Source organism: Pseudomonas lini (assembly GCF_964063345.1).
In the GTDB taxonomy this organism is placed as follows: Bacteria; Pseudomonadota; Gammaproteobacteria; order Pseudomonadales; family Pseudomonadaceae; genus Aquipseudomonas; species Aquipseudomonas lini_B.
The window spans coordinates 5,635,139-5,653,692 of sequence record NZ_OZ061318.1 but is presented as its reverse complement, the minus strand read 5'-3'; the positions used below and the strand labels follow the sequence as shown (position 1 = coordinate 5,653,692).

Below are 18,554 nucleotides of genomic sequence, written 5' to 3'. Positions count from 1 at the left end.
GCGCTCGCAAGCTTCATTCAGCAGCCGGCACTTGCACGACAGGTATCAGTTGCACCGCCACGGGTGCCGATTTGCCGCGCTTCTTGCGCTTGTTGATCAGCGGCGGGCATTTGTCTTCGTTGTGGTAAGTCATCTGGCAATCGAGGCAGTAGTGGCACTCATTGGCATTGATCCGGCCATCCGGGTGAATCGCCTGGATCTCGCATTCCTTGGCGCACAACTGGCAGGGACTGCCGCACTCCTTGCGGCGCTTGAGCCAGTCGAACAGGCGCAATTTGGTCGGGATCGCCAGCGCCGCGCCCAAGGGGCAGATATAGCGGCAATAGACTTTGCGCGTGAAAAGGTTGATCACCAGCAGCCCCACCGCGTAGAGCACGAACCACCACTGGCGGTCGAACTTGAGGGTGATGGCGGTTTTGAAGGGTTCCACCTCGGCGAACAGTTCGGCGGTGGACATCGATTCCAGGGAGATACCGAAGAGCAGCAGCAAAATGATGTATTTGATCGCCCACAGCCGCTCATGCACCGCAAAGGGCAATTCGTATTGGGGAATTTTCAATTTGCGCGCGGCTTCGTTGATCAACTCTTGCAAGGCGCCAAACGGGCACAGCCAGCCGCAGAACACACCACGGCCCCACAACAAAATGCTCGCGGCGGTGAAGACCCAGAGCATGAAGATCAGCGGATCGGTGAGAAACAGCTCCCAGCGAAAGTGCTCGAACAGCGCATGAACAAAGGTCAGGACATTGACCACCGACAATTGCCCCAAGGCATACCAGCCCAGAAAGACCACGGTAAAGAGCAGGTAACCACGACGCAGCCAGTGCAGAAAGCGTGGCCGGCGGGTGAGTTTGTCTTGCAGGAACAGGATGGCCGTCAGCAGCAACAACGCACTCGCGAGGACGGCGATCTGGAAGTGTTTCTGGTACCAGATGTTCAACCACATCGGCCGGCTGGCTTCCTCGATGGCCGCCCGTTCCTCGGCACTGGGCGCGGGTCGCTCAAGGTAGGGCTCGGGCAGTTGATAAGGCAGTTCGAAGCTGCTGAAGGTGCCGCTGACCGGTCCCGTCTGACGCCGCACCAGGAGCTCCAGCGACCAGGGCGATCCCGGATCGAACCCCGCCGGTTTGCGCACAATGAAAATCGACATTTCATTGAACTCGGGCATGCCCTTGGCAAATACGTCGGAGAGCCGCTGATGGTCCATGTCGCGAAAGCTGATGACGTTGCCGAACTGACGCAATTGCACCCGATCGAAAATCCCGCCGCGCACATAACCCGAGCCTTTATAGGAAAACAGCCCACGACCCAGCACCAGGATGGCTTGCTCGCCAGGTTTGAGTTCCTGCATGAGGAAGCGATATTGATTGTCGCCCAGCAGCGCGCGGCCAATGGTCGGTGGGTTCAAGTCGGCGGTGTACAGCTCGATAAAGGTGTCATCGACTTGATCCGGGCCGGCGTTGTCGACGCCTTCGGCTTCGGTGCCCTTGAAGGCTGCATCGACTTGTCCACGGGTCAGGTTCAACCGGCGAATGGCGCCGTTTCCGGTCAGTTGCTCCCAGGTGGCGGGCTCGTAAAAATCCTGGCGCACGGTGGCGGGTTTGTTCACCACCCCGCCCTTGTCCTCGATCAGCTTCAACGATACGGCCACCTCATGGGCGGCACGCATGATGACCTCATTGACCACCATAGCGGTGACCGTTGCGCCGGCGATGGCATCCACGGTGACCGCGCTCGGGTCGCTGGAATGGCCGACCACCACCCGCTGGCTGACCTTGATCCCTTTGTATCGGGCACTGAAACCGTGGAGTTTTTCTTCGGGGATGCCGATCAGCAGAATCGGTTCGTGGTGCTCCAGCACATAGGCGTCCTGAATCACGCCGGCGGTGTCGAGGATCACCTGGGTGTTGATGGGTTTGCCCGAGTAGGCCGGAATATCCACCACATCCAGGCTCTGGAACACGTACCCGATAACCTTGCCGGCCGCCGACAGCGTGCGCACCTTGAACTTGCCTTCGGCTGCGGACACCGAATCGGTTTGAGGGAAGACTTTCTCGATGCGCTGCTGCTCGATGTCACCGTATGACTTGGCCTGCACCGTCGCGAACGCTGCGATCATCAGCAAGACCATCACCATCAGCCCGACGCTCCAGATGCGCAGGTTGCCATGTGTCGAAGGCTGATGGATTGTCATGAACTCGCTGATTTCAAAGGGGCTTGCGGCCATGTTAGGCAGCGTTGTGCACCCTGCCCTTGATTGAAATCAACTCAATGGAACTCCTTGCACCTATAGCGTCCAGACGCCTCAAACGGTGCGGGAAAACCGGCCTTTTTGCTCCCCTCCCAGATAGGCGTCAAACGCCATCGCGGCACTGCGCATCATCAAATGCCCTTGCGGCAACAGCACCAATTCGTCGCTGTGAATCTGCAACAGTCCGTCACGCACCTGCTCGTCCAGTTGCGCCAGCGCATCGGCAAAATACTCGGTGAAGCAAATGCCATGACCCGCTTCGAACTTGGCGAAATCGATCCTGCCGTGGCACATCAGGTCGCTGATCACTTCGCGGCGCAGCAAGTCATCGGCGCTCAAGCGATAACCACGATGCACCGGCAACAAGCCTTGATCGATACGGGCGTAATACTGCGAAAGCTCCTTGACGCTCTGGCTGTAGCTGTCACCGACCTTGCCGATCGAAGACACCCCAAGGCCGATCAAATCGCAGTCGGCATGGGTCGAATAACCCTGAAAATTGCGTTGCAGGGTGCCATGGGTGCGGGCCAACGCCAGTTCATCATCCGGCAAAGCGAAATGATCCATGCCGATATAGACATAACCGGCCTCGGTCAGACGGCGGATGGTCAGTTCCAGCAACTCCAGCTTGCGCTCCGGTGGCGGCATGTCCGCCGGGCGAATCAGCCGTTGCGCACGCACCAGCTCCGGTAAATGGGCGTAGCTGTAAGCGGCAATCCGGTCCGGACGCAGGGCGATGATCTTGCCGAGGGTGACGTCGAAACTGTTCACCGTTTGCAGTGGCAGGCCGTAAATCAGATCGACGCTGATCGACTTGAATTGCGCCTCACGCGCTGCCGCGACCAACGCATAAATCTGTTCTTCGCTTTGTTGCCGATTGACCGCGGCTTGTACGTCGGGATCGAAGTCCTGCACGCCAAAACTCAGACGATTGAACCCCAATTGACGCAGCGACTGGATCTGCTCGGTGTTGATGGTGCGTGGATCGACCTCGATGGAAAACTCATGGTCATCGCTGTCGTCCATGTCGAATGCCTGGTGCAAACAGTCCATCAGGTCCGCCAGCTGTTCACTGGTCAAATACGTCGGCGTGCCCCCGCCCAGGTGCAGTTGCGTGAGTTTGCGCGTGCTGTCGAACAACGCGGCCTGCATCACGATTTCACGCTTGAGGTACGTCAGGTATTCGACCGCCCGATGGGTTTTCTGGGTAATGATTTTGTTGCAGGCGCAGTAGTAGCAAAGGCTCTTGCAGAACGGAATATGGATATACACCGACAATGGCTTGGGCACCGCCGCCAGGTTGCTGTCGGAGGCGGCACGCTGATAGTCGTCGACGGCAAACGCCTGATGAAACTGTGGCGCCGTGGGGTAAGAGGTGTAGCGCGGCCCGGGGCGGTCATACTTCTCGACCAGGGCTCGATCGAAATCGAATGCAGGTTTCATGATCAATCAACTCGCAGGTGGGTTAATGCGTTGCACTGCCCAAATCCTTTTCAAACAGGTTGCAGATGGCATCTGCTTCCGGCCGACCGGCGGGAAGAATGCTGATAAAACGGTCCGACAATTCAATCAACCCGTCACGACTCAATTGCTCCAGCAATGGCCAGACAGATGCAAAATACTTGGAGAAAATCAGCCCATAGCGCCGCTCGATGGCGCGGATATCCAGCTCTTGATCACACGCCAGTCGCTCCATGACCATGTGCCTTATCTGATCCCCCGCCTCGAAACGCCAGCCACGAGACGTCGGCAATTGACCCCGGTCCAGTTGCTGCTGATAACGCTCGATTACATCGGTGTTTTGCGTATACAAATCGTCGATCTGACTGATAGCCCCCAGACCGAAGCCGATATGGTCGCAATAGCCGTGACGGGTAAAACCGTCACAGGTGCGACGCAACCGGCCGCGCTCCTGAGCGATCGCCAGATCATCGTCGGGCCGCACAAACTGCCCCATACCGATGTAGTGATAGCCCACGGCGATCAACTGTTCGAAGGCGATCTGGCGCATCGCGCCTTTATCGTCCTGGCTGCACAGTTCCCTGACCTTGTCGCCGAGCCTTGGACGATAACGGCGAGGTGGTCGGGCATAGTCGAACACCATCAGCCTGTCCGGCTCCAGCTCAATGATCGCCGCCAGCTTCAGCGCGAAGCTTTCTGGCGTTTGCCAGGCATGACCAAAACCCAGATCGACATTGATCGATCGATAACCAAAGGTGCGGGCGGCATCGATCAGTGAATGAATGGGGGCCGGGTTCTGGTAGCAGGCCACCGACATGTCACAGTCGGTATCGATATCCGGAACGCCAATGCTGACGTGATTGAATCCCTGGTTGCGCAATGCGCCCATGGTCGACCAATCGGTAGGGTGAAGGTCGACGTCGACGCTGTAGTCGCCGCACTCATGCTGGAGAAAGTTGAATCGACCACGCAGATGATTCATCAGGTGTTCGAGATGAGCGATGGTGGGTGTTCCGCCGCTCAGATGAAATTGTTCGACCCGTTGCTCCGCTCCCAGATGACAACCGGCGAGGTCGATCTCCTGTTCCAGGCGTTGAAGGTACTGTTCGATGTCGCCGTGCTCGCAGGCGACATCGCGCGGGGAACAAAAGGCTGGCTTGAGGCTGGAAGGCAACTGCACGTTCAGGGCGATCGGGCGTCGTTTCTGGCGGCTGACGCGCAAGGCACGAAGCAAATCCAGAGAGCCGATGCCGTCATGAAATTTTTGCGTGTCGGCATGGCAGTTGGGGTCGAGTACGCCCTGATCGCACCGAGCGATCAGATCGCCGGGGGCGTGAGAAAAATCGAGCATGACAGGTCTCCGAGACTGGCTGCGGATCAACAGTGTCCGGGATTGGCGAGCAATGCTCCTTGACTTGTATCAAGCGCAAGCCAACTGCTTGCAGGACAGACCTTGGGGCAAGGCCGCTCACCACGTCAGGTAAAACATACCCTTGGCCAGCAGGACGATGACGACCATATGGCAGAACACACTGGCATGGATGAAATGCAGGTATCGAGCGTTCATTCGGCCGCTTTTGAACAGAAACATGGCGGCCAGGAAATGCAGCAGCACGCTCACGGCGACCATGATTTTCAACAGCAACAAGGTGCTGAACGATGAGGCCATTGGCGTTGCAAGGACGGGCAAATAGCGCAGCCAGACCATGCCCAGCCCCGCGCCGAACAATACCAGCAGCACCCATGGCATCAGGGTGCGGGCTCGGCGGCCAATACTCTCTTCGACCAGCAGCATCACCTTGGCGGGCAACTGTTTGCGGATGCTTTCCAGAAAAAGGACTTCGAAAAACACCGTGCCGATAAAGATCAGGGCGGCAAACAGATGAAAGGTTAGAAACAGCGGATAGAGCATGAATGTTCTCCCTCTATTCAGCTGTCGGTTTCTCCAGAGAATACAGAGCAGGTCGACTCAGGTGATTGACATCAATCAAGAAAACCGCGAATCCCGGATGCGTCCTGGCCGCGTGTCGCGAACGCAAGCGGCGATCCTTTTTTTGAAGGCCATGCGGGTTAGACAGCCTCAAAGCTCACCTTGAAACTATTGTCTAAGCTTAAGCTTCAGCATGAGGGCTCAGCCATGTGCGGACGACTTTCGCAGTATCGAGGCATTCACGAATTCGTGGCGGTGCTGAGTATGCCCAACGCCTTGGTCAATAATGCTGGCGAACAGCCGCTCGAGCTCTACAACGCCGCGCCGTCGACTCAGCTCGCCCTCTTCCACGAAGAAAGCGGCGTGCTGCACGCCGACAGGGTTCGTTGGGGCTGGCGACCGCACTGGGCCAGGGATCACGCGACACCAATCAACGCCAGGGTTGAGAAAGTTGCCCACGACCCGTTCTTCAAGGATATATGGCCGCACCGGGCAATTATTGCCATCGACAACTGGTTTGAATGGGTTTACGAGGGTGGCCCGAAGAAACAGCCTTACCTGATCCGTCGCAAGGATCGCGCGCCGATCCTGTGCGCCGCCATTGGTCAGTATCCAAGGTACGAAAAGGAACCGGATGAGCATGACGGCTTCGTGATCATCACCGCGGACAGTGAAGGCGGCATGGTGGATATTCATGACCGTCGGCCTGTGACGCTCAATCCCGAACTGGCCCGGGAATGGATTGACCCCTACACGCCCAAGGAGCGCGCCGAGCAGATACTCCTGCAGGAACGCGAACCTTGCGACGTCTTCGAATGGTTCAAAGTGGACGTGGCCGTGGGCAATGTGAGGAACCAGGGCTCAGAACTGATAGAGCCTATCGACGGCCCGCCTGAATCTCCTGTGACGCCCCGCCACCATGACGAGCGGAGATAAAACAATCTGAACCCGCACGTCCCCTCCAAAGTCGAAGAAATTGGCAGCCCTTAATCACTGAAGCATCACTTTAAAGGAGTCTTTTCATGAAGATTTCGGAAGTTATGACGAAAGATGTTTTAACAGCCAAGCCAAGCCAGACGATCCAGGAAGCCGCGAACATGATGGCCAGGATCGATAGCGGCGCCATCATGGTTGAGCAACAAGAGCGTCTGATTGGCATGATCACGGACCGGGATATAGCCATTAGAGCCGTAGCCGAAGGACTCCCCGGCAAAACCCCTATCAGTAAAGTAATGACTGGCGGCATCCGCTATTGCTTTGAGGATGAAGACATAGAGCAGGTGGCAAAGAACATGGCGGACGTGCAACTGCGTCGCCTGCCCGTGCTCAACCGAGACAAGCGTCTGGTGGGTGTCGTATCGCTGGGAAACATCGCCAGCACTCGATCTCAATCTGCCGCTGCTACGGTTTTGCGCGGGGTGGCACAGGCTCATTGACCGGGCCGCTCGCCTGGCCTGGGATCCCGTTCGAAACCCGGCTTCAGGGTCAGGCGAGTCCTTTAGCACACAGCTGCTGCAACAGTCTCGCCGAGATAACCTTTCCACACCCAGTGCGTCGTTCGCTGGGTCGCATGTTGATTGCACGACACATCAGTTTGGCTCGACGAGCAGGTCTTTGTCCTCCGCGCCTAGCGCCGGCTCTTGATCTTCCAATTTGTCGGTTTCACGTTTCTTTTTCAGCCGGGCTCGAGCGCGCTCGGTGTCATAGGTCTTTGCGTCGGCCAAGCCATTCAGGGTTGTTGAAATCCGATAGAAACCACCGCACGGCTCACAATAAATGCGCAAGCCGCCCCCGAACGAAAGATCTTCCAGCGCATTAGTGTTTCCACACAGAGGACAGTTCATAGCCACCGCCTGATCATTCAGTTAGCCGCTTTCAGCCCGCCATCAATGCTGACAACCCGGATCGGGAGGGTAACTAATAGCGGGGACATGTTGATATCGACAGGGGCTATCCATGGAGGTTGCTTGTTTTTTTGTCGATAGATCGAGCAATACCTGCGTGAGCTTCTGTAGGCGCTGCCGAAGGCTCGGGCCGCGTTCGGACGATCTTTTGATCTTTCAGGAGCCGCTGAAGGTCAAAAGATCGCAGCCTTCAGCAGCTCCTACGGGGGACAGGGTTATAGCCAGGACAGACGAATTCTAATCCGAAGTCAGCGGCTGCCTGGAGCGAATCGGCGCGATGACCGACCTATCCTCAGTGTCACGATGCAATAAGGAAACGTTGTAATCGTAGGTGGATATCAACGGCACCGGCTCATCATTGCGGGACATTTTAAGCCATCGTCTTGTGCGTTCGATGTCAAAGAACTCGTTCTTGAATTTCATTTTCGCCACAAGGTTCGCCGAGACCTTGTAGTGTCCACATCCGGCCGGGCATTTGACTTCTGACCAGTCTCCAGCCGCGTGAACCGTATTAGAGACAGCCTGACAGATTAGGCACTTCATGTTCGATCTCCGTATCCATGAATTACCAACTGTAGACGATCCTCGACCAAGGAGCGTTCACTTGGAAGAAAGATAAGAACATCAAAAAGTGAAGAGCCCAGCGCAATGGCCGGGCTCCGGTTATCTTCTGTTTTCCAGCATCTTATCGGCGAGTGCTTTGGCCCTTTGGATTAACAGATTCTGCCTGTCTTCGTGGGTGGCTTCTCCTACCACCGGTGCCGTCAGATTGCTTTCCGCAATCAACGCGGCACAGAAGTATTGATCCCAAACAGCGCTTTGCTCCGACTCCTGTCTATTCATTTGGTCGGCGATCATATGCGGCTCCTTTTGATGAGGTAGCCTCTTAAGTTTACGCCCGAATCGTGGACTACCCCCGTCGCGAAGGATGATCGGCACCTCATTGCAATCCGTTCACTGGCGACAAGTCGTTTCCTCAACTAGGATTTTTAGCGCACAGGACTTCGCCCACTGTGTTGTCGGGCGATTCATCAAAGGAGAGATAGATGACATCTACTCGAATTTCCGAGCAAACCTATCGTCGATGGTCCAGCCCCATCTTGCTCGAACTCAAGGAGAGAGAAGATCAGTTAAGCCCTTCGGCACGCCAGGCCCTGCAAAATGTCCTGGTCGAGAGGAGGCTTCTTGACACTGGCAACCCATCTGGCAGCGATCGGCGCAGGGCTGATCCGGCCAGGTAACGACAGGCATCAATAACGTTTGTCCATCACGCTCACCATTGACGCTGCTGGCTCTCTGCCGGCAGCGCGCTCATAAAGCCATTCCAAACTCCAGACAAAAAAAAAGCCCAGGCAGCTGATGGACGCCTGGGCTTTAAAAATGCATAAACCGTGGTGGTGAACGCGGGGCAATATTACCCAATCGCGCGACTTGTAACAAGATATTCTGACTCACTATCCAGTTACTAAATCTCCTAACTCATTAAATATCCACACTATTTTTAAGTCATCTGCTGACGACTCCACTCCCGACACCATCGATCGAAGCGGAAATAGCCCCCCGTGCATCGCGCACCAGCTCACGCCATTCGGCGTTGTTGATGAGGCCGGCGCCCTCCATTTCATCCGCCACTTTCAGCAGTTTGTCGTAGTGTTCTTCACAATCCATCCCGGCTTCCGGTTCTCTCAAGAGCCGGTACCAGGCATCGAGGGCTGCCTTTTTTCGATCATCATTCATAGCCAAACTCCCAAGAACTGTTTGCTCTTGGAAGTTAGTTGAGGAGTAACCGTTCCTGGATTCCGACATATGGCTGCGACATACGGCACAGGCCGTCACCCATAAACGAACAACGTTACAAACAATCCCGAACAGCTTGGCGCAGCGCCCCTGACTTGGCCCACGGTGGCCCCTGGTAAAGCGATACCCGGCTGCCATCCTTTGATCTCACGATAACCAGAATTTCGTCAGCCGTGATGATGCTCGGCGCGGTGATCCGGTAGCCATTGGAAATCGCCGATTGCGTCGATCCCGGAATGTCCTGACGCCACAACGGCAATACACACGCGGCATATTCCTTGGGCGCCTTATCGCTGTATTTGCTGATATTGGGCTCGCCGGGCACCACGGATGCGGGTAATGAACAGCCCGCCAACACCGCCACCGCTATTCCCGCTATCAACATGCGCATAACGTTTCCTTATCCTGAAAAACGGGAAATGTAGCCTGTACTTATGCATACATCCAGCGGACAGCCGGCGATGTCTCTATAACGGGGCTTCGCCCTGCCCCGGCTCGGCCCCCGAGCCGGAATCGGGATACAACCTCGCATTCAGGTACGTCATCCATCGCTCGTACGCTTCATGCTGCCATTTCGTGACCCGCTCCCATTCCGGGCCGCTCAACTGATGGGCCGAGATCAGTTTCATCATTTCCGTGGTGGCCGCATCCAGGTCAACGATCAGCTCATGCGCGTGGTGTCTGAAATCATCGGTAGTCGTCATTTGAGATGGCCTCCCTAGCGAATAGATCATTACCTCAATACGACAGCAGAGCTGTTCACTCGCGTTAATGTTCCCGACCAATGGAAGCCCTTCCCTTCCTATCCCTTCACACAGACCACCTGTCGCAAGGTGTGCAGTACTTCCACCAGATCACGCTGGGCGTACATGACTTTGTCGATGTCCTTGTAAGCCATCGGAATCTCGTCGATCACCGCCGCATCCTTGCGACACTCCACATGAGCGGTCGCGCGGATCTGGTCCGCGACGGAGAAGGTATTTTTGGCTTTGGTGCGGCTCATGGTCCGACCGGCACCGTGACTGCAGGAGCAGAACGATTGCTCGTTGCCGAGACCTCGAACGATGAAGCTTTTGGCCCCCATGGAACCGGGGATGATCCCCAGTTCGCCCTTCTTCGCCGACACCGCGCCCTTGCGGGTGACCAGGACGTCTTCACCGAAGTGCCGCTCTTTCTGCACGTAATTGTGGTGGCAGTTCACAGCCTCCAGCGCCACCTCGAAGGGTTTTCGGATCACTTGCCGCGCCGCCTGAATCACCGCCTGCATCATCAACGCCCGGTTCTGCCGGGCGAAGTCCTGAGCCCAGCCCACCGCTTCGACGTAGTCATCGAAGTGCCGGCTACCTTCCTTGAAATAGGCCAGATCGCGGTCCGGCAGATTGGCGATGTGCTGGCGCATGTCCGCCTGGGCCAACTGAATGAACAGGGTCCCAATGGCATTGCCAACGCCGCGAGAACCGCTGTGCAGCATAAACCAGACGCGGTTGGCCTCGTCCAGGCAGACCTCGATGAAGTGATTACCGGTACCGAGGGTGCCCAGATGCTGACGATTGTTGGTGCTGGCGAGTTTCGGGTATTTGTCGGTGATTGCCTTGAACCGTGAGCTCAGCGCCGCCCAGGCTTGATCGGCTTGCTGTGGAACGTGATTCCAGGCGCCTTCATCGCGGCGGCCACGGCTCAACGTGCGGCCATGGGGCACGGCTTTTTCGATGGCGCTGCGCAGGCCGTGCAGGTTGTCCGGCAAGTCGGCGGCGGTCAGTGAAGTGCGCGCGGCAATCATGCCGCAGCCGATGTCGACTCCCACGGCCGCCGGAATGATCGCGCCCACGGTGGGGATCACGCTGCCGATGGTGGACCCTTTGCCCAGATGCACATCCGGCATCACCGCCAGGTGCCTGAAGATGAACGGCATCTTCGCGATATTGATCAATTGCTGCCGGGCTTCGCTTTCAACCGGCACACCCTCGGTCCAGAGTTTGATCGGCTTGCCGTTGGCGACTTCCAGCAGTTGGTAGACAGGTTGTTGCATGATTTCGGCTCTCTTGCGATCAGACGAACATAACGCTCCAGACAGGTAAATGGGATTACTATTTCGTAGCGGGGAATTGCAGGAGGTCATCATGTGGCTTAATGAATATGAACAGCAACTTCGGCGCGACCTGCAAGGTGTAGCCTCGGACCTGAGGTGGTCGGCGGTAGAGCTTTTGCGCATCGCAGAGCAGTTGCGCCTGGCCGGCAATGATGTGGATGCAGAGGCAACGCTAAGGCTGTGCGCGTTGTTCCAGGGCGATGAAGAGCGACTGGCGGGCTATGCTGAAGAAGTGAAAGCAAAATCCATCACTCGAACGAAAGCTCACTAGAGAGCGCTGCCATGAACAAGCGTCTATGCGCGCTGATCGCCGTGCTGGCGGCGTCAGGTGGCTGCAACACGGAATCACACGTCTATCGAGACCAACCGCTGGTCGCCAAGGTCGAGACCGGCATGAGCAAGGAACAAGTCCAGCAGATTGGCGGCCAGCCTTTATCGATAACGCAGCGCACGGTGGAACCTGGCACCTGCTTTGACTACAAGCTGACCCAGGCCGGCCATCAGCAGCCGTACAATGTCAGCTTCGACGGCACGGGCAAGGTCGACCACAAAAGCTTCATGACCTGTGCGCAATGGAGTCATGCCCAACAAAGAGCCAGAGAATACTCCCCCTCCACAGGCGGGATGGGTGGCGGCGGTTACTGATTCCCGACCTGCTATAAAGCCCCGGCGAACCGGGGCTTCAAGTGCACTATTTATCTGATTTCTGGCTTTCTGATTTGTGGCTACGCGACGCTTTGCCCGACCGGGTTCTGTAGGCGGGAAGCGCAGCCGCATAGGCCAGCGCTTCCTCTCTGCTGCCAAAGGCTCCAAGCCGGTCACCTTTGGTGCACACCCGCCAAGGGCCGTTGTTCACGCTGAGTACGTCATAGCCGTTCATGTGCATTTTAGTCAGCATCGGAACGCTCATAGTCACCTCCATTTCGGCAGTGATAGTCCTGGATCGACTCAACTACCTTACACCCGACCTTCACTGAAGTGCCAACCAGACGTCGCGTCAGGATTCCGGCATTTCATTGCACTTTCAGCCGCCCTGTCGACTCAAACCCTTGAAGCAGACACTTCTGCGGATTTCGGTCTGAATATTGCATTTTTATGTCTATTTTGTGACAGGCGGCAGTCAGGTAACCCATGAAAGTACGTGCAACCGTCATTTGCGAGCAGGATCGGCATATCCTCCTCGTGCGCAAGCCCAGGGGGCGCTGGACCCTGCCGGGCGGAAAAGTCGAGCCTGGCGAAACTGCTGCGGGCGCGGCCACAAGAGAGCTTTACGAAGAAACAGGGCTTGAGGTCGACGACCTGCTGTACTTGATGGAGTGGGAAACCGCCAGCACCCGGCACCATGTCTACGAGGCGTTGGTCGTAAACATCGCAGAGGTTCGGCCGCAAAATGAAATCTTCGACTGCATCTGGTATCCGCTGGACGCGGTACAGAACCTGAACACAAGCGACGCCACACTCAGAATCGTCAAAGCGTTTCAGCGCCGCTTGTAGGCGGCAGGTTATCCAGAATCGGGCCAATTTTGCGGCGCACGCCACGACCGGCCGTTTCGAACGCCAGGCGCCGACCACGTGATCGCGTTATTCGAATCCTATAGCGTACACATCAACGTGGCGCAATGGACCAACGAGCTGCAAACAGCAATCGGTCTGGTGGGGGCGGGAATCGGGGTGACGTAGGTGCCGGCCTCAGTGCAGTTGCTGCACCGCGACGACATTGGCTTCACGCCGGTGCAGGAAGAAAACGCGACCTCGCCGATTATTCTCAGCAGGCACGTGGGCGATGTATCGCCGGGGTTGAATCATTGTTTGCAGATGATCGATGAACTGCTGCCGAGAGAAGACTCGTAAATCAGGCCATCACACCGGCAAAGGCTCTGCGCCCGGCGCGCATTTCTGTGCGAAGTTCGCCGATCAGGTTGGAAATATCGCGGACACTGGTCAACTCTTCGGGCGATACACCGGTGATCAACAGCTCTATCCGCCCGGTGATGCGATCGAAGACCTTGATCCGCAACGTTTCATCGCGATTCACGGTGCATTCGCAGGACAGCGGCTTGAAACCGGACTCAATAATTTGGCGAAGCTGCGCAAGTGGAACCATGGCGGACGCCCTCCTTGACGGTTTTCCGATTGGATCCACCCAGAGTAGATCAACTTCAATCATCCTGCGCCAGCGAACGCTATCAATTAGTGTTAGCTACTTCTCACTTCGAACAATCAATCGCCCGGCATCGTTCAGTGAGCATCCCCGTCCCACAACCAGTTCCAGATCCCTGGCAACTCAACCGCCTCTGAACTGTCATGGACAGTACGCGCCATGGCCGCCCGCTGTAGCGCTGCCGTGTCGTCGTAAAACGCTTTCTGCGCCGTGACCAGACCTGCGGCACTGGCACTGTCGAGCAGGATTTGCAGGTATTCCCGGGTATGCCGGGCGGTGTAGCGATTCAGGTCATGAAAGGTCACCACCACCGGAATCACCCCGTCCACTGTCGGCAACTCACCGAGGGCAATGCGCTCGCGGACTTCGGACACCTGCCGCAGCATATTGGCCCGCCGACGGGGGCTGGCGTTGAAGCCCCAGATCTTGCCGTCATTGGCGCTCAGGTCGGTCAGCAGTACGTGCATGCCATGCTGTTGATAGGCCGCGAAGGTGCGCTTGTCGTAGTTCCAGAATGGCGGGCGCACCAGGGTCGGCGAGGCGTTGGTGATTGCGGCGATGTCTGCGCTGCCATCAGTGAGCGACTGTTCCAGTTCTTCCGGGTCCAGCGAACGATGGTTGGTGTGCCGGGGCGTGGCCGTGTGGAAGCCCAACAGGTGACCTTCGGCATGCTCGCGACGCATGATCTGCCGGCCCATGTCACTGCCGCCGGCGCGTGAGGCCCGGGTCTGCACGAAGAACACGGCTTTAATGTCCGGTTGCAGCGGATTGCGCGCGAGGCTGTCGAGCACGGTGACCGTCGGGTTGTAAAAACCGGACGCGCTGGGCCCGTCGTCGAAGGTCAGCAGAAAGCGGATCGGCGCTTGCGTGCGCAGCCCCTGTTGCGTCTGCGGCGTCATTTCAATGGGCGCGGCGATGCAGCCAAACAGCCCGACTGCGATGGCGAACGCGGAGAAAACCTTAACCAACTGCTTCATGTTTTGCCTTGGACCAGACCCTGCGGTCATCACGTTTAATGGCAAAATTCCCTCGCCCATTCATCCTTCGACCGACCCGCAGATCGCTGCGAGCCGAGGTTGGATAAGGGTACACAGAGTTTGGTTCCGGCGCCCGCTCCCGGACTCGCGTTATGCCTTCGATTTTCGGTTATTGCGCCAGCGCCTGCTGGAACGAGCTGTCGATAATCGGTGCCGTCGCCAGGGCGGCCGGCAATGCCTTGACCTTGAACAGGAAGTCCGCGGTGCTTTGCAGATCTGCTGCGGCTTGTTGATCCACCGGGCCGACGGTCATGTGCGCCTGGCGCAGCCAATGGCGCGAGACGTTCTGGTCCAGATTGGCCTTTTTCGCCCAGAGATCTGCGTACTCGTCAGTGTGGCTGTCGACCCAGGCCCGGGCCTTTTTCAGGCGGACCAGGAAGTCGGCGATGGCTTCACGTTTGCTGTCGATCGAAGGCGTCGAAGCGGCGATGGCACTCAGGCCGGGCATCAGGTTTTTGGCGGTGAGAATCGGCCGGGCGCCGGAGAACAGAATCTGCTGGGAAATGTAGGGTTCCCAGACCGGAAACGCATCGATGCTGCCTTGAGGTAATGCGGCGGCAGCGTCAATCGGCATCAGTTTGATGAAGTCGACGTAGGTCTCCGGCAAATCGGCTTGCTCCAGAGCGCGCAAGGTCAGCTGCTGGCTCCAGGCGCCGGGCCAGTAAGCGACTTTCTTGTCCTTGAGATCGGCGATGGTCTTGACCGGCGAATCCTTGGGCACCAGCAAGGCGATGGTGTCCGGGTTCTGCCGCGACACGCCGATCAGCTTGACCGGTGCCTGTTTGGCGGCCAGAAACAGAAAACCCGAATCGCCGAGAAAACCCAGGTCCAACGCGCCGGTATTCAGCGCTTCGGCCAGCGGCGCAGCGGCCTGGAAGTGTTTCCAGTCGACGCTATAAGGCGCTCCTTGCAACACACCCGATGCCTCCACCGAGGCGCGAATGTTGTAGTAGTTCTGATCGCCGACGTGCAACACCACGGGGTCGGCGCCGTAGGTCAAAGGCACGGCAAACAGGGCGCTGGCCAACAGACCGCGCAGGTATTGGGAGAGATTCATCGGGACTCCTGGAGGGTTATTTTTATAGACCATAACGCTCTTACAGGGGCAATTTTAAATTCTATTTGTGCATAAGCTCATGACCGGGAACAGTGAGTGTTTACCCAGCAACAGTGAGTCAACAGTCTGCATTTCCCGGTACATTTCTTTGTCTGCGGCACATTGCCTTAGCTGTGGGAGCGGGCTTGCTCGCGAATGCGGTGTGCCATTCAGCATTGATATTGACTGACACACCGCTTTCGCGAGCAAGCCCGCTCCCACAGGTGATTGCATTTCAGGCTGCTGAAACTAAAAAGCCCCGCTATCTAAGGCGGGGCTTTTGGCATGTGCAGATCTGTCAGGGCTTCAGCGGGCGCTCCTGATCGCGGTCCGACAGTTCTTTACCGTCGTCGGGATGCTTCCAGTCCGGCGTCGAACGCCTCTGCTGCTCGAGCTCTTCCTCCGTCGGTTCATCGATATCCTCATCCGGGTCCGGACGCGTTGGTTCAGTGGCCATGTCCACCTCCCTTCCTCGAAAGATCAGTCATCTGTTTTAAGCGTAGAACAGTTTCGGATGGGACGACTCAGAGCCACCACCGCAACAAAAAGAAGAACCCCATGCTCAACAACATGCTGAGCAAGGTGTTGCGGGTGTAAAGCACCAGGCCCACCGCCACCAGCGAACTGATCAGATAGGGATTGTCCCACTGCAGGTTCAGCTGCTTGTCGGGCATGAACACAATCGGCCCGCAGATCGCGGTGAGCATGCCCGGCACCGCGAAACCGAGGAACTGCCGGGCATTGCTGCTCAAGCGCACCGGCAGTCGAGGCTCGAGAAATACGTAGCGGTTCAGGAATACCAGCAGGCCCATCCCGATAATCACAGCCCAGACCATCATGTGCGCCCCACATAGAGTTTGTTGCAGATAAAGCCTGCGGTCATGCCCGCCAACCCCGACAACACCAACGCCGAGCCCCATTGCCAATAGCTGAACAGCACCGAACAGAACAGTGAGACCGCCACGCAGACCACCGTCGGAACGTTGCGCACCACTGGCGTGATCAATGCGATAAAAGTCGCCGCAATAGAAAAGTCCAGCCCCAGGTGTTCAAGGCCCGGAATGCTGCTGCCCAGCACAATGCCCGCCAGGGTGAAGAGGTTCCACGCGATGTAAAACGTCAGGCCCACGCCCAAGGCGTACCAACGATTGAACTGCTGTTTGTCATGCTGGCTGGTCAGGGCGAACAACTCATCGGTGAGCAAAAAACCCAGCCCCACACGCCAGCGGCCCGGCAACGGGGAAATCACTGAACGCATGCTCATCCCGTAAAGCAAATGCTGGGAGGTCAGCAACAACGTGGTCAACAGAATCGAAAAGACCCCGGCGCCGCCCTTGAGCATGCCGATGGCGACCAATTGCGCCGCGCCGGCAAATACGATGCTCGACAGCCCCTGGCCTTGCAGCGGTGTGAGATTGGCCTCGATGGCCATGGAACCGGCCAGCAACCCCCAAGGCGCGGTCGCCAGGGACAACGGCATGATGGCCGCGGCACCGCGAAGGAATGCGCTGCGCGGCATGAGTGAGTTGGACATAACGCTCTACAACCAGGGAAAGACCCCACTGTGCCAGCAGTCGCCACCGATGGCTTGAACAATCTTGCGCACTTGCATGCAACCGGTGCTGATTTTCGAGATTGACAAATACTCCGCCGACTTTTAAAACTGAGCACCTCATTCAGGGTGTAAGCAACCATGTCCGCAACCTTCAACCTCAACACTGTCGTCATTGGCTTGAATGCCAAGGCGCAAGGTTGTGTTGCGCACGCCCTTAAATCGAAGAAACAGTCGCTCATGTGACCGGGGCGCGCTGTCCCGTCAGATGAGCTGACAGGACATTGAGCGCGGCGGACACTCCCTCCTCTTGCTGACTTCCTTCTACGCTTCTGACGGTGACGAAATCGGTCAACCTTCAGGAGAAAGTGCATGTCATCGTTTCAAGGTATCTGGGTTCCCATCGTTACGCCGTTTCACAACGGCGCGATCGACTTCGCCGGGCTGCGGCGGCTGGTCAGTCATCTGCTGGAAAAAGGCGTCGATGGCATTGTGGTCTGCGGCACCACCGGGGAAGCCGCGGCGCTGGGCAAACATGAGCAACTGGCGGTGCTCGATGCGGTGCTGGAACAGGTTCCGCCAGAACGTGTGGTCATGGGCCTGGCCGGCAACAACCTTGCCGAGTTACTGACATTTCAAAGCGAAATCCTCAAACGTTCTCTGGCGGGTTTGCTGGTTCCGCCGCCGTACTACATCCGCCCGTCCCAGGCCGGCCTCGAAGCTTTTTTCAAGACCGTCGCCGATGCTTCCAGCGTCCCGGTGATTCTCTACGACATACCCTATCGCACCGGCATCGCCTTCGAACAGGCAACCTTGCTGCGGATCGTCGCCCATGAACGGATCGTCGCGATCAAGGACTGCGGCGGCAATCCAGCCACCACGCTTGCGCTGCTCTCCAGCGGCAAAGTCGATGTGCTGTGCGGTGAAGACAACCAGATCTTCGGCGCTTTGTGTCTGGGAGCCAAAGGCGCGATTGCTGCCTCGGCCCATGTTCATCCCGAGCTGTTCGTGACGCTGTATCAACAGATCCGCGACAACCAGTTAGCGGCCGGTCGAACGACCTTCTTCCAGTTGCTGCCGCTGATTCACAGCCTGTTCATCGAGCCCAATCCTGCCCCGGTGAAAACCGCCCTGGCCCTTGAGGGGTTGATCCACGACGAGCTGCGCGCGCCGATGCAACGCAGCAGCGAAGCCACGACGGTGCGTTTGAAAGAAGTATTGGCCGTGCTCGAAAACAGCAATCAATAGAGCACACGCGTCCAGCCCGAGTACCATG

At 57.4% G+C, this 18,554-nt stretch carries 24 protein-coding genes and 2 pseudogenes; 8 read left to right on the top strand and 18 right to left on the bottom strand.

Annotated elements, in window-relative coordinates; all coding sequences use genetic code 11:
• Window positions 1-13 precede the first annotated feature (13 nt).
• The 4 genes from nosR to AB3226_RS25815 all read right to left on the bottom strand — a co-directional run bounded on the left by nosR (window position 14) and on the right by AB3226_RS25815 (window position 5,624).
• Complete coding sequence (gene nosR / locus AB3226_RS25830; protein ID WP_367375853.1) at window positions 14-2,137, bottom strand: transcriptional regulator NosR; 2,124 nt, start codon at window positions 2,135-2,137, stop codon at window positions 14-16.
• 168 nt (window positions 2,138-2,305) lie between these two features.
• Entirely contained in the window at window positions 2,306-3,694 is a 1,389-nt protein-coding gene (gene hemN, locus AB3226_RS25825) for an oxygen-independent coproporphyrinogen III oxidase (RefSeq protein WP_367375165.1), read from the bottom strand.
• Window positions 3,695-3,716: 22 nt separating this feature from the next.
• The gene (locus AB3226_RS25820) at window positions 3,717-5,063 is read right to left on the bottom strand and encodes a coproporphyrinogen III oxidase (RefSeq protein ID WP_367375164.1); all 1,347 of its coding nucleotides are present in this window, start codon (window positions 5,061-5,063) and stop codon (window positions 3,717-3,719) included.
• Between the two features lie 117 nt (window positions 5,064-5,180).
• The gene (locus AB3226_RS25815; protein WP_367375163.1) at window positions 5,181-5,624 is read right to left on the bottom strand and encodes a CopD family copper resistance protein; all 444 of its coding nucleotides are present in this window, start codon (window positions 5,622-5,624) and stop codon (window positions 5,181-5,183) included.
• Window positions 5,625-5,849: 225 nt separating this feature from the next.
• On the opposite strand from AB3226_RS25815, the gene AB3226_RS25810 reads away from it, so the two are divergent.
• Window positions 5,850-6,578, top strand: coding sequence for an SOS response-associated peptidase family protein (locus AB3226_RS25810; RefSeq protein ID WP_367375162.1), 729 nt, complete (start codon window positions 5,850-5,852; stop codon window positions 6,576-6,578).
• Window positions 6,579-6,664: 86 nt separating this feature from the next.
• A complete protein-coding gene (locus tag AB3226_RS25805; protein WP_367375161.1) occupies window positions 6,665-7,078 on the top strand; it encodes a CBS domain-containing protein in 414 nt (137 codons plus the stop codon).
• Window positions 7,079-7,231: 153 nt separating this feature from the next.
• Here AB3226_RS25805 and AB3226_RS25800 read toward each other — a convergent pair whose 3' ends face one another.
• Together AB3226_RS25800 and AB3226_RS25795 are read right to left on the bottom strand one after the other, a co-directional pair.
• Window positions 7,232-7,486 carry a hypothetical protein gene (locus AB3226_RS25800; protein WP_367375160.1) on the bottom strand — a complete coding sequence of 85 codons (255 nt, stop codon included), beginning with the start codon at window positions 7,484-7,486 and terminating at the stop codon, window positions 7,232-7,234.
• 723 nt (window positions 7,487-8,209) lie between these two features.
• Window positions 8,210-8,404: a hypothetical protein gene (locus AB3226_RS25795; protein WP_030130625.1), complete on the bottom strand. Its 195-nt coding sequence runs from the start codon at window positions 8,402-8,404 to the stop codon at window positions 8,210-8,212.
• Window positions 8,405-8,592: 188 nt separating this feature from the next.
• Here AB3226_RS25795 and AB3226_RS25790 point away from each other — a divergent pair, with 188 nt between their 5' ends.
• A complete protein-coding gene (locus AB3226_RS25790) occupies window positions 8,593-8,787 on the top strand; it encodes a hypothetical protein (RefSeq protein WP_367375159.1) in 195 nt (64 codons plus the stop codon).
• Between the two features lie 265 nt (window positions 8,788-9,052).
• Here the strand turns inward: AB3226_RS25790 and AB3226_RS25785 are convergent, their stop codons facing one another.
• The 4 genes from AB3226_RS25785 to AB3226_RS25770 all read right to left on the bottom strand — a co-directional run bounded on the left by AB3226_RS25785 (window position 9,053) and on the right by AB3226_RS25770 (window position 11,372).
• On the bottom strand, window positions 9,053-9,283 hold the full coding sequence (locus AB3226_RS25785) for a hypothetical protein (RefSeq protein ID WP_367375158.1): 231 nt from the start codon (window positions 9,281-9,283) through the stop codon (window positions 9,053-9,055).
• A 115-nt stretch (window positions 9,284-9,398) separates the two neighbouring features.
• Window positions 9,399-9,734 carry a hypothetical protein gene (locus tag AB3226_RS25780; RefSeq protein ID WP_367375157.1) on the bottom strand — a complete coding sequence of 112 codons (336 nt, stop codon included), beginning with the start codon at window positions 9,732-9,734 and terminating at the stop codon, window positions 9,399-9,401.
• A gap of 76 nt (window positions 9,735-9,810) precedes the next feature.
• Window positions 9,811-10,047, bottom strand: a complete 237-nt coding sequence (locus AB3226_RS25775; RefSeq protein ID WP_367375156.1) for a hypothetical protein — start codon at window positions 10,045-10,047, stop codon at window positions 9,811-9,813.
• 98 nt (window positions 10,048-10,145) lie between these two features.
• Window positions 10,146-11,372, bottom strand: a complete 1,227-nt coding sequence (locus AB3226_RS25770; protein WP_367375155.1) for an RtcB family protein — start codon at window positions 11,370-11,372, stop codon at window positions 10,146-10,148.
• A 91-nt stretch (window positions 11,373-11,463) separates the two neighbouring features.
• Here AB3226_RS25770 and AB3226_RS25765 point away from each other — a divergent pair, with 91 nt between their 5' ends.
• Window positions 11,464-11,703 (top strand): hypothetical protein, encoded by a 240-nt coding sequence (locus tag AB3226_RS25765; RefSeq protein ID WP_192342811.1) that lies wholly within the window; start codon window positions 11,464-11,466, stop codon window positions 11,701-11,703.
• An 11-nt stretch (window positions 11,704-11,714) separates the two neighbouring features.
• A complete protein-coding gene (gene osmE / locus AB3226_RS25760) occupies window positions 11,715-12,077 on the top strand; it encodes an osmotically-inducible lipoprotein OsmE (RefSeq protein WP_367375154.1) in 363 nt (120 codons plus the stop codon).
• A 46-nt stretch (window positions 12,078-12,123) separates the two neighbouring features.
• On the opposite strand, the gene AB3226_RS25755 is transcribed toward osmE, so the two are convergent.
• Window positions 12,124-12,342 carry a DUF2188 domain-containing protein gene (locus AB3226_RS25755; RefSeq protein ID WP_367375153.1) on the bottom strand — a complete coding sequence of 73 codons (219 nt, stop codon included), beginning with the start codon at window positions 12,340-12,342 and terminating at the stop codon, window positions 12,124-12,126.
• A gap of 221 nt (window positions 12,343-12,563) precedes the next feature.
• Between AB3226_RS25755 and AB3226_RS25750 the strand changes: the two genes are divergently transcribed.
• Window positions 12,564-12,926, top strand: coding sequence for an NUDIX hydrolase (locus AB3226_RS25750; RefSeq protein ID WP_367375152.1), 363 nt, complete (start codon window positions 12,564-12,566; stop codon window positions 12,924-12,926).
• A 69-nt stretch (window positions 12,927-12,995) separates the two neighbouring features.
• Window positions 12,996-13,283 (top strand): annotated as a pseudogene (locus AB3226_RS25745) (LysR substrate-binding domain-containing protein); the annotation flags it as partial.
• Window position 13,284: 1 nt separating this feature from the next.
• Here AB3226_RS25745 and AB3226_RS25740 read toward each other — a convergent pair.
• From AB3226_RS25740 to AB3226_RS25710, 7 genes and pseudogenes are all read right to left on the bottom strand, one after another.
• Window positions 13,285-13,536: a DUF1652 domain-containing protein gene (locus tag AB3226_RS25740; RefSeq protein ID WP_367375151.1), complete on the bottom strand. Its 252-nt coding sequence runs from the start codon at window positions 13,534-13,536 to the stop codon at window positions 13,285-13,287.
• 134 nt (window positions 13,537-13,670) lie between these two features.
• Complete coding sequence (locus tag AB3226_RS25735) at window positions 13,671-14,570, bottom strand: polysaccharide deacetylase family protein (RefSeq protein WP_367375150.1); 900 nt, start codon at window positions 14,568-14,570, stop codon at window positions 13,671-13,673.
• Between the two features lie 169 nt (window positions 14,571-14,739).
• The gene (locus tag AB3226_RS25730; RefSeq protein WP_367375149.1) at window positions 14,740-15,687 is read right to left on the bottom strand and encodes an ABC transporter substrate-binding protein; all 948 of its coding nucleotides are present in this window, start codon (window positions 15,685-15,687) and stop codon (window positions 14,740-14,742) included.
• 168 nt (window positions 15,688-15,855) lie between these two features.
• Window positions 15,856-15,960: pseudogene (locus AB3226_RS25725) on the bottom strand (metal ABC transporter ATP-binding protein); the annotation flags it as partial.
• Window positions 15,961-16,024: 64 nt separating this feature from the next.
• On the bottom strand, window positions 16,025-16,183 hold the full coding sequence (locus AB3226_RS25720) for a hypothetical protein (RefSeq protein ID WP_367375148.1): 159 nt from the start codon (window positions 16,181-16,183) through the stop codon (window positions 16,025-16,027).
• 67 nt (window positions 16,184-16,250) lie between these two features.
• The gene (locus tag AB3226_RS25715) at window positions 16,251-16,562 is read right to left on the bottom strand and encodes an AzlD domain-containing protein (RefSeq protein ID WP_162830927.1); all 312 of its coding nucleotides are present in this window, start codon (window positions 16,560-16,562) and stop codon (window positions 16,251-16,253) included.
• Window positions 16,562-17,260: an AzlC family ABC transporter permease gene (locus tag AB3226_RS25710; protein ID WP_032830637.1), complete on the bottom strand. Its 699-nt coding sequence runs from the start codon at window positions 17,258-17,260 to the stop codon at window positions 16,562-16,564. Before AB3226_RS25710 ends, AB3226_RS25715 begins: the two co-directional genes overlap by 1 nt.
• A 390-nt stretch (window positions 17,261-17,650) precedes the next feature.
• Between AB3226_RS25710 and dapA the strand changes: the two genes are divergently transcribed.
• Window positions 17,651-18,526: a 4-hydroxy-tetrahydrodipicolinate synthase gene (gene dapA / locus AB3226_RS25705; RefSeq protein WP_367375147.1), complete on the top strand. Its 876-nt coding sequence runs from the start codon at window positions 17,651-17,653 to the stop codon at window positions 18,524-18,526.
• The last annotated feature ends 28 nt before the right edge of the window (window positions 18,527-18,554 follow it).

Coding starts and splice junctions, on each gene's coding strand:
- dapA (WP_367375147.1), top strand. CDS start 17,651: ATGTCATCGTTTCAAGGTATCTGGGTTCCCATCGTTACGCCGTTTCAC.
- AB3226_RS25710 (WP_032830637.1), bottom strand. CDS start 17,260: ATGTCCAACTCACTCATGCCGCGCAGCGCATTCCTTCGCGGTGCCGCG.
- osmE (WP_367375154.1), top strand. CDS start 11,715: ATGAACAAGCGTCTATGCGCGCTGATCGCCGTGCTGGCGGCGTCAGGT.
- AB3226_RS25755 (WP_367375153.1), bottom strand. CDS start 12,342: ATGAGCGTTCCGATGCTGACTAAAATGCACATGAACGGCTATGACGTA.
- AB3226_RS25820 (WP_367375164.1), bottom strand. CDS start 5,063: ATGCTCGATTTTTCTCACGCCCCCGGCGATCTGATCGCTCGGTGCGAT.
- AB3226_RS25730 (WP_367375149.1), bottom strand. CDS start 15,687: ATGAATCTCTCCCAATACCTGCGCGGTCTGTTGGCCAGCGCCCTGTTT.
- AB3226_RS25740 (WP_367375151.1), bottom strand. CDS start 13,536: ATGGTTCCACTTGCGCAGCTTCGCCAAATTATTGAGTCCGGTTTCAAG.
- AB3226_RS25770 (WP_367375155.1), bottom strand. CDS start 11,372: ATGCAACAACCTGTCTACCAACTGCTGGAAGTCGCCAACGGCAAGCCG.
- AB3226_RS25815 (WP_367375163.1), bottom strand. CDS start 5,624: ATGCTCTATCCGCTGTTTCTAACCTTTCATCTGTTTGCCGCCCTGATC.
- hemN (WP_367375165.1), bottom strand. CDS start 3,694: ATGAAACCTGCATTCGATTTCGATCGAGCCCTGGTCGAGAAGTATGAC.
- AB3226_RS25735 (WP_367375150.1), bottom strand. CDS start 14,570: ATGAAGCAGTTGGTTAAGGTTTTCTCCGCGTTCGCCATCGCAGTCGGG.
- AB3226_RS25790 (WP_367375159.1), top strand. CDS start 8,593: ATGACATCTACTCGAATTTCCGAGCAAACCTATCGTCGATGGTCCAGC.
- AB3226_RS25800 (WP_367375160.1), bottom strand. CDS start 7,486: ATGAACTGTCCTCTGTGTGGAAACACTAATGCGCTGGAAGATCTTTCG.
- nosR (WP_367375853.1), bottom strand. CDS start 2,137: ATGGTGATGGTCTTGCTGATGATCGCAGCGTTCGCGACGGTGCAGGCC.
- AB3226_RS25720 (WP_367375148.1), bottom strand. CDS start 16,183: ATGGCCACTGAACCAACGCGTCCGGACCCGGATGAGGATATCGATGAA.
- AB3226_RS25715 (WP_162830927.1), bottom strand. CDS start 16,562: ATGGTCTGGGCTGTGATTATCGGGATGGGCCTGCTGGTATTCCTGAAC.
- AB3226_RS25795 (WP_030130625.1), bottom strand. CDS start 8,404: ATGATCGCCGACCAAATGAATAGACAGGAGTCGGAGCAAAGCGCTGTT.
- AB3226_RS25775 (WP_367375156.1), bottom strand. CDS start 10,047: ATGACGACTACCGATGATTTCAGACACCACGCGCATGAGCTGATCGTT.
- AB3226_RS25750 (WP_367375152.1), top strand. CDS start 12,564: ATGAAAGTACGTGCAACCGTCATTTGCGAGCAGGATCGGCATATCCTC.
- AB3226_RS25810 (WP_367375162.1), top strand. CDS start 5,850: ATGTGCGGACGACTTTCGCAGTATCGAGGCATTCACGAATTCGTGGCG.
- AB3226_RS25785 (WP_367375158.1), bottom strand. CDS start 9,283: ATGAATGATGATCGAAAAAAGGCAGCCCTCGATGCCTGGTACCGGCTC.
- AB3226_RS25805 (WP_367375161.1), top strand. CDS start 6,665: ATGAAGATTTCGGAAGTTATGACGAAAGATGTTTTAACAGCCAAGCCA.
- AB3226_RS25780 (WP_367375157.1), bottom strand. CDS start 9,734: ATGCGCATGTTGATAGCGGGAATAGCGGTGGCGGTGTTGGCGGGCTGT.
- AB3226_RS25765 (WP_192342811.1), top strand. CDS start 11,464: ATGTGGCTTAATGAATATGAACAGCAACTTCGGCGCGACCTGCAAGGT.